This window comes from Vibrio sp. HENC-03 (assembly GCF_000305755.2).
GTDB lineage: Bacteria > Pseudomonadota > Gammaproteobacteria > Enterobacterales > Vibrionaceae > Vibrio > Vibrio owensii.
This window is the reverse complement of sequence record NZ_JH976122.1, coordinates 157,867-169,304: the sequence shown is the minus strand read 5'-3', so window position 1 is coordinate 169,304 and position 11,438 is coordinate 157,867. Positions and strand designations below refer to the sequence as shown.

Sequence of the window (11,438 nt, the reverse complement as noted above, 5' to 3'; positions counted from 1 at the left end):
AACCAAAGAGATTGTTATGTTTTTTGAATGGCAAGGCAGTCAACCTGTCACATTACGCTGTGTAGACAAATACCATGAAACTGCCGATGCAGTGAGCCTCAAGTTGGCAGACCTGTCAGAATCGCTCTTGTTTGAATTTAAAGCCGGTCAGTTCATCAACCTTGGCGTTGAAATCGATGGCAAGATGGAGTTTCGTGCCTACTCACTCAGCTCTCTTTCCGGTGACGATTGCCTGCAACTGACGATAAAGCGTGTCGAAGGCGGTAAGGTATCCAACTACATCATCGATAAGCTTCTTATTGGTGATACGGTTCAAGCGCTTCCTCCTACGGGTGATTTCAATTGCATTGATCATCCACCAATCGAGGTCAACGGTAGAAAGAAAGCACTGCTCATTAGTGCGGGCTGTGGTATTACGCCTGTATTCGCGATGGCAAAAGAATGGCTAGGCAACGACACTGGTGTTGATATTGAGTTCCTGCACATTGCCCGTTCTAAGCCGGAAACCATCTACTTTGATTTACTAGAGACCTACCATTCGGTTTATCCAGATTTCAATTTGAAATTGCTGCTGAAAAACCGTGGTGAAACGCTATACCCAGAAGGTCGTTTGAATACCGAGTGGTTAAAAGAACTGGTGCCAGACTTTAAACAGCGCACGGTTTACCTATGCGGTCCATACCAGTTTATGCTTGATGTCCAAAGCTACCTAAGTGAACTTGGCTTTGATATGACGAACTTCTTCCAAGAAAGCTTTACACCAGCATCCAGTGAAGAAGCTGAAGTGTCAGATGAAACGGCCAGTGTGTCAGTTCCAGACTTTGCCCAAACGATCGATGCGCAAAAAGGCCAAGTCCTTGCTGATGTATTGGAAGGTGCTGGATTACCGTTGATCGTCGCTTGTCGAAGCGGTATTTGTGGCTCTTGTAAGTGTAAGGTTCGCAAAGGCAGCGTTTCTTCAACCAGCCTAGAGACATTGACACCAGAAGAAATTGAACAAGGTTATGTACTCGCCTGCTCTTCGACGATTGAATCCGATCTTGAAGTTCAGGTTGGTTAAAGCCGTTGATACGAACATTAAAAAAGCGCCGTACTGGCGCTTTTTGTTTGTGGAAACGTGTTATTAAACTCAGAAGTTTCTTTATCTAAACTCAGCTAAACAGTAAAACCTTGAGTGCGGCTTCGCTATCCACATCCATAAACTCTGGCGGGTTATCCAAACGCTCGCGGAATGTCAGCTCTGGCGCTTCTTCCTTCATGCTTTCAATCAAGAAATCACTGGTCACTGATGGTGAGTTAACACACGCTAACACCTGACCACCTTCTGCCAATAAATCTGGCAAACGGCGTAGAATCTTTTTGTAGTCTTTGGTTAGTGCAAAGCTGCCTTTCTGGAATGACGGCGGATCAATGATGATCATATCGTACTGACCTGACTTCTTGATCTTGCCCCACGACTTAAAGATGTCGTGCCCCATAAAGCTCACTTGGTTGATATTATGACCATTCAGCTTATGGTTCTCACGGCCTTTAGATAGCGACGCTCTCGCCATATCCACGTTAACCACTTTATCTGCGCCACCAGCAATTGCAGCAACCGAGAAGCCACACGTGTAAGCAAACAAGTTTAGTACGTTTTTGTGCTTCGCATTTTCACGAACCCAATCACGACCGTAACGCATATCAAGGAAGAGACCGAAGTTTTGGTTACGACCGATGTCTAACTGGTACTTTAAGCCACTTTCTTCAACCACAGGTCGAGCATCTAGCTCACCCAACAGAATTTCAGAAGGTGCGCCGTCAGCGTAGCGATGTTGAATTACGATTGTACGCCCCTGTTTCTCTGCCCACAGAGTAGATTCAGCTAACGCGTTCAATCCTGCTTTTAACTCGCTAAGAAACGTCTCATCCACTTCTTTAAATAGGTTGATGATCAACTGACCTTGTAACCAATCACACGTGATTTGCTCTAAACCTTCGAAGCGGCGACCACGACCGTGAAACAGTCGGCGGATTTCATTGGGAGCTTGTGTTAGCTCGGCTTCTAGATGCTGAAAAAACAGCGGAAGTTGTGATGCTTGCATCGAATTCTCTTATTCGTTTTCTTTGTGATGGTTATTTAATCGTAGGCCAGTTCAGCTCCCACGGAGAGAGCCAAGTGTCGATACCTTGGGATACCGTTTCATTGTGCCATTTACTGCCAAGCGCTTTGTGTTCACGAGGATCGCAAACAAAGCAATGTGTCTCATCTTGATATGGGAAACACAGCGAAAATGCATGCAAGTAGCCACGGTCGGCTTCATTGCCAGCATTATAAATAGGATCGCCAACAATACCCGAACCAACGGATTTTAATGCCACGCGAATTTGGTGTGTTTTTCCAGTATGCGGTTTGCATAAAAACAGGCGCTCTCCCGGCTCTGCAGCGAGGGAGAAGAATTGTGTAATCGCGGGATTCGTTTTACTGTTAACCAATTTCCATGACGAACGACGAGAGCGTTCCATGTCACCCACTACCAGTCCTTGCTTCTTCTTAGGCTTTTTCGAACCAATCGCAAGGTAGAACTTCTCAACTTCACGATCTGCAAATGCTTGCGACAACGCACTTGCTGCTTTTGCGTTGCGACCCAAAAGCAAAATTCCAGACGTCATTTTGTCGAGACGGTGGATAAGATACAACTGCTCATCACCACTCTGTTTCGCTACTTCTTGCAGCAACATGGTATCACCATCGTCCTTATGTACTGAGACGTTGGGATGTTTATTAATGATCAGAAAATCGGGATGGGTGTGTAGAATGTCGAACATAAAAAACTGGCTCCACGTTTGGAGCCAGAAGTATACCGATTCTAAGCAATTAGGCGAGCTTAAACTTACCCACCAGCGCTTCCAATTCTTGAACTTTACGGTTCAGACCTTCTACGCTTTGCGAGCTGTCATTCGCCAATTGTAATGAACGGTTTGAGATATCGCTGATCGAGGTAATGTCAGCCGCAATTTCTTTCGTCACTGCAGTTTGCTCTTCCGCTGCCGTCGCGATTGAGTTCACCATACTTTGGACGTGTGCCGCACCAGAAACGATTTCTTCCAATGAGTTCACCGCTCCCGAGCTTTGACTCACGCCAATTTCAACCAAACGACAGCCATCTTCCGTGTAAGTCACGGCCTCTTGAGTACCGACTTGAATCGCTTGAATGATCTCACCAACCTCTTGTGTTGCTTTCGTTGTGCGTTCAGCCAGTGCGCGTACTTCATCTGCAACCACAGCAAAACCACGACCAAATTCACCTGCACGCGCCGCTTCAATCGCCGCGTTCAATGCCAACAAGTTTGTCTGCTCGGCAATGTCTTCAATCACTTTGATAACCGCGCCGATCTTCTCACCATGAGAGCCTAGGCTGTTCATCTGCACCGACATATCCGACATTTGCTGTGATACTTGCTGAATGCTTTCCACCATCTCAACAATCACGGTGCGACCTTGTTCAGCGGTTGATTCCGACTTGCGTGCTTCTTCAAACGTAGCTGCACCTTGCTCGGCAACTTGAGAAATGGTCAAACTCAACTCTTCTGCCGCAGTCGCAATCAAGTTTGCTTTATCAGATTGGCTGCTCGCACCAGACACAATATCTTGGCTCACAACAGACAGTTCACCGGTAACAGATTTCACTTCTTCCGACACGAGTGAAATCGAACCGATAAGACTGGTCAAAGACGCCTGCATCTTATTCAAAGAGGTGGCTAAGTTAGCCAACTCGTCACCCGATTTATCTTCAATCGGTTCAACCGTTAAATCACCTTCAGCGACACGTTGCGCCAACTCGTCCAACTTACTCAAACGAAGAGTAATCGAGTTAGACAACAAGTACGCAATAACCGCGGTTGCAATAAGCGCAATCGAGCCAAGTACATAAATCGTCAGCTCAATGCTGTTGAATGAATCAGAAAGATCCAGTAGCGCTTCACTGGTACTTTGGCGACCATCCGTTGATGCTGCATCAAGGATAGATTCAATCGGCGCTAGGTTAGCGTCATAAAGAGAGCGAAGGCGCGCAACGTTCTCTTCAACGTTTTCTAAACCAAGGTTGGTTAGCACCTGAGATTCAAAATCTTGGGTGAAGTTCGCCATGTAACGTTCCATCTTCTCGATGTTACGGTAATCTTCCCCACCAACCGTCTCAAGACGCTTCACTTCTTCAATTGCGGCTGCGAACTCTAGCTTGTTGGATTGGTAATCCGCTTGAGCACCAGCAATATTGGCGATGCTACCTAAAGCATCGCGGTACACGTCACCTGCTTCATCAATCAAGATTAAGTAGTTAACGGTTTCAGGAACATCGTCCGTTCTCACCTCATCAGCTACTTTGTGCGAGTTCAACACTTCTAATGTAATAATCCCTATCATCACTAGCATGATTGCCAAAATGGCACCGAAACTCGCGTACAGTTTTTTACGAACAGACATTGTCACTAATAACCTTCCTTACCCTTGTCTTCTATTTTTTAACTTGGTTTATCCACACATTTACACATGCTTTGTAAGGATTATCGGAACGAACAACTGCAACTTTAATACATTTTTTTGTGATCTAAATCTCTTTGCGAGTGATCTCACAATTAATACCCATAATTAATATGAATTAACTCATTCTTATAAATGATAAATATAAAAAAGCGGGAGCCTGTTAAGACTCCCGCTTTCTATCGTTTGTTTAATCTAGATTTTTATAGCTTTCTAGAGAAGATACCAGCGACTGCGATGATACCAATACCTAGTAGCATGATTTCGCCTTTACCGCTGTCGAAACCAGACTTGATACCCATGAAGGCTACGATTGCGATAGCAACTGGGATTACGTATTTAACTAGGTTGTACCAAAGACCAAACAGTGGGAAAGATACTTTGCCGTCGTTAGTAATTTCTTTCTCTAGGTCAGCACGGTTTAGACGCCAGCCTGCGAAGATACATACCAACATACCGCCAACTGCTAGGAAGATCTTATCCGTTAGTAGGTCGAAGATATCAAATGCGCCCGTACCGAATAGTGTTGGACCAACACCACCAAGTGATAGCGATGCGAACACACACAGTGTCGCCATTACAACACTTGCAGAGATAACCGCTGTTGAACGCTTCAGACCTTTCTCATCGATTAGGTAAGAAACCACAACCTCTAGTAGAGATACTGAAGACGTCAGTGCTGCTACTGTTAGACCGATGAAGAACATCAGAGCAAATAGAAGACCAATTACGCCGCCCATTTCAGCAAACAGTTGAGGTACAACTACGAATACCAGACCTGGGCCTGCTGCTGGCTCCATACCGAATGCGAACATTGCTGGGAACATTGCTACACCCGCTAGGATTGCAACACCTGTGTCCATTGCCGTAACCATACCGGTTGTTTGAACTAGGTTCTCTTTCTTCTTCAGGTAAGAGCCGTAAGTCATCATACAACCCATACCTAGACTTAGAGAGAAGAATGCCTGGCCTAGCGCCGCTAGAACGACATTGCTGTCTACTTTCGAGAAGTCTGGCATGAATAAGAACTCAAGACCTGCCATTGCGCCCGGTAGCATCAGACCTTTCACTGATACAACGATCAGGATAAGGAAAAGAAGAGGCATTAGGATTTTACCCGCTTTCTCGATACCGCCAGAAATACCTTTCATTACGATAACGATGTTTAGGAACAGGTAAATACCCATCCACATTAGCGGTTGAACTGGATCAGAAATGAATCCGCCGAAGCTGTCACCAATGGCTTCAGGAGCACTTAGTAGACCACCACCTACTTTAAAGATGTACGCTAGCGCCCAGCCACCTACTACAGGGTAGAAACCCATGATAAGTAGACCACTTAGTACGCCGATAACACCCGTAAATGTCCAACGACGGTCAGTAGATTTGAAAGCACCTACTGCTGAAAGACCTGTCTTACGACCAATAGCGAATTCAGTAAGCATTACGCTAAAGCCGATAAAAATAACAAATAGAAGGTAGATTGCAACGAACGCACCGCCGCCGCTCTCACCAGCTGTGTAAGGGAATTTCCATATATTGCCTAAACCGACAGCGGAACCCGCTGCTGCCATTACGAAGCCTAGTTTAGACCCCCACGTATCACGTGGTGCTGCTGTATTTGTAGCCACGCTTTTTCTCCAAAATGTATTGTTGTGTTTGCATAGAGATAGGCGTCTAGAATATGTTCGTGTAAAAAATAATGTACACTTTATAAGATGTTTGTATGACGCTCTATGTATGGCAAGTAAAGCAGTTTCAATTTAAAATTGGAACCCCGATCAGCACATTTATCGCACAAATGTATCATTGTTCACGCTAAATGCTGCTTTTTTGCGCAAAAGTTAAAGTTTCATCCAACTTTTCACACCTCAGTAACACAAACCCCCGTTATAAAATTCATTTCACAACACAAAATCACTTATCCGTGATGGTATGAAAATAGTTTCCCGTTCCGCCATTTACGCTTAATATCCATATTGGGCTTATTACTTTTGGCGTATATGGACAAGTTCTATCACTTTCTCACCCTAGCCAGCATCGGACTTTATTGGTTCCTAGTCGCTGGTGTTACTATTCGTGTCGTATTAAAACGTCGCGCGGTCAGCGTTTCTCTCGCATGGCTCATGATCATTTACATCCTGCCAGTGCTTGGTGTTGCCTGCTACTTCCTGTTTGGTGAGCTCAACCTTGGCCGAAAACGTGCGGAACGTGCCAAAGTCATGTTCACACCGTTCCAACAATGGTTCACTCAGTTAAATGATTGTAACGCGCATGTTCCAGAAGCCATGGGCCGTCACATCTATCGCATCGATGAGTTATGTAACAACCGTCTTGGCCTTCCAGCACTGAGTGGTAACACGCTTTCACTTCAACAATCGCCGGATGAGATTCTCCATTCAATCATTGAAGATATCGAAAACGCACAACACAGCATTCGAATGGTGTTCTACATTTGGCATCCGGGCGGCTTGGCCGACTCTGTTGCTTCTGCATTGATTCAAGCTGCGAAGCGTGGCGTGGATGTTAAGCTGCTGCTCGACTCAGCCGGTAGCCCTCGCTTCTTCCGTAGCCCTTGGTACAAGATGATGAAAGATGCAGGCATCGATGTGGTGCAGGCATTAGAAGTAAAGATGTGGCGTATTTTCCTGCGCCGATTGGATTTGCGTCAGCATCGTAAGATCATCGTTATTGATGACGAGATAGCCTATACAGGTTCTATGAACTTGGTTGATCCTGCTTTCTTTAAACAGAATAGTGGCGTGGGCCAATGGATCGATATCATGGTGCGTGTTACAGGGCCAACGGTAAATGTATTAAGCGCTATCCATTGTTGGGATTGGGAAGTCGAGACTGGCGAGCGTCAGTTTCCAAAGCACCCAGAGTGCCGTATTGACAACAGCGATGAGTTTCAACATCCAATTCAGGTGGTTCCATCTGGTCCGGGGATGCCAGAGTACTTGATTTACCAAGTACTGACGCTGGCAATCAATCAAGCGAACCGCTCTGTCAGAATCACAACGCCTTACTTTGTACCGAGCACAGACTTATTGGAAACGCTTAAAATGACCGCACAACGCGGTATAGAAGTGGAGCTGATCATTCCGCATAAGAACGATTCAATGATGGTTCAGTGGGCTTCACGTGCGTTTTACAGTGAGCTACTTGCTGCAGGCGTCAAAATCTATGAATTTTACGGCGGTTTGCTACACACGAAATCGGTGGTGATTGACCAACAATTCTGTTTGGTTGGTACGGTCAACATGGACATGCGAAGCTTGTGGCTGAACTTTGAAGTAACGCTTGCGGTAGACGACGAAGAGTTCACAAGACAAATGTCGTGGCTACAGGATACTTACATCAGTCAGTCTCATACGGTTGATAAAGTCGAGTGGGAAAAGCGCAGCATTTTTTCTCGATTCCTAGAGCGTGTTTTCTATTTATTTAACCCATTACTGTAATAAATAGATTAAAACCGATAAATCCATACAAAACCGACAGATTCACGCTGTCGGTTTTCTTTATCCCCCTCTTTACTCCTCATGTTCACATGATGCTCTGACGAGTCCTGTCATTTCCATTTTTCCCTTGCAAACCACCCTTGGTCCATGTTTTAAATATTGAAAATCGTAATTTAGACAGGGAATTTTTATGTCAGAAGGCAAAAAGACCAAATTCGTTACCGCAGGTCGAGACAAGAAATGGACTAACGGCGTGGTAAACCCGCCAGTACAGCGCGCTTCAACCATCGTTTTTGAGACGGTTGCTGAAAAGAACCAAGCAATGATCAACCGTACAAATAAAACACTCTTCTACGGACGACGTGGTACGAATACACACTTTGCTTTCCAAGATGCCATGGTTGAAATCGAAGGCGGTGCGGGTTGTGCCCTATACCCATGTGGTACGGCTGCGATTTCTAATGCCATCCTGTCTTTTGTTGAAACGGGCGATCACATCTTAATGGTGGATACCTGTTACGAACCTACTCGCGACTTCTGCGACACCATCATGAAGAAGATGGGCGTCGAGACAACTTACTTTGATCCTATGATTGGTGAAGGTATTCGTGAGCTTATTCAACCGAATACCAAGATCTTGTTCTTAGAGTCTCCTGGCTCGATCACCATGGAAGTGATGGATGTCCCAACGATGGCTAACATTGCTCATGAGCAAGACATCATCGTCATGTTAGACAACACTTGGGGTGCCGGTGTGAATTTCTCACCATTCGAGCACGGCGTTGATATCTCTATCCAAGCTGCAACCAAGTACATTGTTGGTCACTCAGATGTAATGTTGGGTACGGCCGTTGCGTCAGAGAAATACTGGGACCAGCTGCGCGAGCAAAGCTACCTTATGGGACAATGCGTTTCTCCTGATGATGCATACCTTGGTCTGCGCGGTATTCGTACTTTGGATGTTCGCTTACGCCAGCATGCAGAGAACAGCCTGAAAGTCGCACAGTGGTTGGCAAGCCGCCCTGAAGTCGATCACGTTCGTCACCCTGCCCTAGAAAGCTGCCCTGGTCATGAGTTCTTTAAACGCGACTTTACTGGTGGTAATGGCTTGTTCTCATTCGTATTGAAAAGCTCGTACCCGAAAGCAACCACAGCATTGTTGGATGGTATGAAACACTTCAGTATGGGTTACTCATGGGGTGGTTTTGAGAGTTTGATTTTAGCTAACGAGCCAAAGAGCTTTAATAGCTTGCGCACAGTGGCGAATCCAAACTTCGAAGGCACACTTGTCCGCCTGCACATCGGTCTTGAAGATGTTGAAGATCTCATTGCCGACCTTGAAGCCGGCTTCGAGCGATACAACGCACTCGTACTCGAAAAAGAAGCCTCTTTATAAGCATTCAGAACAACTATTAAATAGCCTCGTACTGCGAGGCTATTTTTTACCTCTCATTACAGAGTTACTAACTCATTGTCTTAATTAGAATTAACTAACATTCTAATATTCATCAATTCAATGTTAATCATATCTGTTGATTTTCTTTTGAGTAATCACAGATTAAAACAATGTGCCACAAACGAACTTCTCAACCGCAAAACTTATCTCCTATTTTATAAAACTCATAAGAGGTCATACCACAAGGAGATAGTTTTGAAACTCAGATTCATAACAACAATGCTTTTCGTTTTAAGCACCCTACCCTTTGCATCTGCCAACGCCAGTGGTTACACGGAGACTAAATATCCCATCGTTCTTGTTCATGGGTTGTTTGGCTTTGATACCTTAGCAGGTGTCGATTACTTCTATGGCATCCCACACTCTCTGACCAAAGATGGCGCAACGGTTTATGTTGCCCAAGTGTCTGCGACCAACAGTAGTGAAGCTCGCGGTGAGCAGCTTTTGGCACAGGTTGAAACGCTGCTTGCTGCAACAGGCGCACAGAAGGTCAACTTGATTGGACACAGTCACGGAGGCCCAACAACACGCTATGTCGCCTCCATACGCCCAGACTTAGTGGCATCCGTTACCAGTATTGGAGGAGTAAATAAGGGATCTAAAGTTGCAGATATTGTGCGCGGTACGGTGCCTGAAGGCTCTATCAGTGAAGGCGTGGCCGTGAAGTTGGCAGAAGGACTCGTGACACTGATTAACCTACTCTCTGGTGGCACAGACCTCGACCAAGATCCATTGGCCTCTTTAGAAGCTCTAACCACCGAAGGTTCTCTGGCGTTCAACCAATATTACCCAGAAGGCATCCCGACCAGTGAATGCGGAGATGGTGATTTATTGGCATCCAATGGCGTGTATTACTACTCATGGACGGGCTCTTCGAACTTTACCAATCTGTTTGACCCTACTGACGGCGCAATGGTCGTATTAGGCTTGGCATTTGATGGTCCGAACGATGGCCTGGTCGGGGCATGCAGTACTCACCTAGGTAAAGTAATTCGAGACAACTACAAGATGAATCATCTGGATGAAATCAACGGATTACTTGGTATTCATCACTTGTTCGAAACTGACCCAGTCACACTGTATCGCCAGCATGCAAATCGCTTGAAACTGCAAGGTCTATAAAAAGGAACTTATCATGAAGAAAGCCGCTCTTGTCATTGTGTCCGTTGTATCACTCATTAGTGTAGGAGCGGTTTATCTGTTTCCATCGTCTCCACCTTCACAACTTATAAAAGCTCAGTCACAACAGGACACCAGTATTGATCTCTCTTCTCAAAAAGACTTCTTTGAATACACTCTGAGCGGTCTAGGAGAACAAAGCCTTGAAGAAATCAAAGCCAACGTAAAAACTGGTGAATCACAACTAGATTCACTGGGTATCAGCGCAGAACTGTTCGAAACTTACCTAGTCTACAAAGAAGCGTTATCCAAGCTAGAACCGTTCGAAGGAAATTCGTTGTCATTAAACGAACTGAAGCAGCTAAATGACGCAATCTTAGCGATGCAAAGCGCGTTTTTTACTGACGAACAAATTGCTCAACTTTTCGATGAAGAAAATCGCTTACGCCAGTTAGCAATAGATAAACTCACCATTCGAGAAACCGAATTAGACGCGGATTCTCAACAACAAATGTTTGAAGAAAACCTCGCCTCTCAACCTAAGTACATTCAACAAAGCGAGCGCAACAACGCGCTAGTGATTGAACTAAATCAGACCTCGGAAATGTCTGCACAGGAGAAGTATTTGGCTCGTGTTGATTTGGTGGGTGAAGAAGGCGCCGAACAACTACAAACTCTGGATGAACAACGAGCTTCGTTTAACGCATCACTCAACGATTATTTAGAGAAACGTGCGGAGATCATCAACAATGATTTCCTCGGCGAAGAAGAAAAGAAAACAGAAATTACCGGATTAAGAGAACAAAGCTTCGAGCAAAACCAATGGCGTCGCGTCGAAGCTTTAGAAAGAATTCATGATAGTGAAGCGAACAACTAATTC

General features: G+C 45.2%; 9 protein-coding genes. 5 read left to right on the top strand and 4 right to left on the bottom strand.

The window, feature by feature from the left end; all coding sequences use genetic code 11:
• The first annotated feature begins 16 nt into the window (after window positions 1-16).
• The gene (locus tag VCHENC03_RS14315; protein WP_009705791.1) at window positions 17-1,060 is read left to right on the top strand and encodes a hybrid-cluster NAD(P)-dependent oxidoreductase; all 1,044 of its coding nucleotides are present in this window, start codon (window positions 17-19) and stop codon (window positions 1,058-1,060) included.
• 91 nt (window positions 1,061-1,151) lie between these two features.
• Here the strand turns inward: VCHENC03_RS14315 and VCHENC03_RS14320 are convergent, their stop codons facing one another.
• The 4 genes from VCHENC03_RS14320 to VCHENC03_RS14335 form a co-directional block, all read right to left on the bottom strand.
• Window positions 1,152-2,084 carry a class I SAM-dependent methyltransferase gene (locus VCHENC03_RS14320; protein WP_009705790.1) on the bottom strand — a complete coding sequence of 311 codons (933 nt, stop codon included), beginning with the start codon at window positions 2,082-2,084 and terminating at the stop codon, window positions 1,152-1,154.
• Between the two features lie 31 nt (window positions 2,085-2,115).
• On the bottom strand, window positions 2,116-2,808 hold the full coding sequence (locus VCHENC03_RS14325; protein WP_032802679.1) for a TIGR01621 family pseudouridine synthase: 693 nt from the start codon (window positions 2,806-2,808) through the stop codon (window positions 2,116-2,118).
• Between the two features lie 49 nt (window positions 2,809-2,857).
• Window positions 2,858-4,471: a methyl-accepting chemotaxis protein gene (locus VCHENC03_RS14330; protein ID WP_009705788.1), complete on the bottom strand. Its 1,614-nt coding sequence runs from the start codon at window positions 4,469-4,471 to the stop codon at window positions 2,858-2,860.
• 254 nt (window positions 4,472-4,725) lie between these two features.
• A complete protein-coding gene (locus VCHENC03_RS14335; RefSeq protein WP_032802678.1) occupies window positions 4,726-6,153 on the bottom strand; it encodes a sodium-dependent transporter in 1,428 nt (475 codons plus the stop codon).
• Window positions 6,154-6,525: 372 nt separating this feature from the next.
• Between VCHENC03_RS14335 and cls the strand changes: the two genes are divergently transcribed.
• From cls to VCHENC03_RS14355, 4 genes are all read left to right on the top strand, one after another.
• The gene (gene cls / locus VCHENC03_RS14340) at window positions 6,526-7,983 is read left to right on the top strand and encodes a cardiolipin synthase (protein WP_009705786.1); all 1,458 of its coding nucleotides are present in this window, start codon (window positions 6,526-6,528) and stop codon (window positions 7,981-7,983) included.
• Window positions 7,984-8,173: 190 nt separating this feature from the next.
• Window positions 8,174-9,379 carry a cystathionine beta-lyase gene (locus tag VCHENC03_RS14345; protein WP_009705785.1) on the top strand — a complete coding sequence of 402 codons (1,206 nt, stop codon included), beginning with the start codon at window positions 8,174-8,176 and terminating at the stop codon, window positions 9,377-9,379.
• Window positions 9,380-9,658: 279 nt separating this feature from the next.
• Entirely contained in the window at window positions 9,659-10,561 is a 903-nt protein-coding gene (locus VCHENC03_RS14350) for an esterase/lipase family protein (protein WP_009705784.1), read from the top strand.
• 13 nt (window positions 10,562-10,574) lie between these two features.
• Window positions 10,575-11,435, top strand: a complete 861-nt coding sequence (locus tag VCHENC03_RS14355; RefSeq protein ID WP_009705783.1) for a lipase secretion chaperone — start codon at window positions 10,575-10,577, stop codon at window positions 11,433-11,435.
• Window positions 11,436-11,438 lie beyond the last annotated feature (3 nt).

What these genes read in the sequence shown, in the direction of transcription:
- VCHENC03_RS14315 (WP_009705791.1), top strand. Translation starts at nt 17, where the DNA reads ATGTTTTTTGAATGGCAAGGCAGTCAACCTGTCACATTACGCTGTGTA.
- VCHENC03_RS14320 (WP_009705790.1), bottom strand. Translation starts at nt 2,084, where the DNA reads ATGCAAGCATCACAACTTCCGCTGTTTTTTCAGCATCTAGAAGCCGAG.
- VCHENC03_RS14325 (WP_032802679.1), bottom strand. Translation starts at nt 2,808, where the DNA reads ATGTTCGACATTCTACACACCCATCCCGATTTTCTGATCATTAATAAA.
- cls (WP_009705786.1), top strand. Translation starts at nt 6,526, where the DNA reads ATGGACAAGTTCTATCACTTTCTCACCCTAGCCAGCATCGGACTTTAT.
- VCHENC03_RS14345 (WP_009705785.1), top strand. Translation starts at nt 8,174, where the DNA reads ATGTCAGAAGGCAAAAAGACCAAATTCGTTACCGCAGGTCGAGACAAG.
- VCHENC03_RS14350 (WP_009705784.1), top strand. Translation starts at nt 9,659, where the DNA reads ATGCTTTTCGTTTTAAGCACCCTACCCTTTGCATCTGCCAACGCCAGT.
- VCHENC03_RS14355 (WP_009705783.1), top strand. Translation starts at nt 10,575, where the DNA reads ATGAAGAAAGCCGCTCTTGTCATTGTGTCCGTTGTATCACTCATTAGT.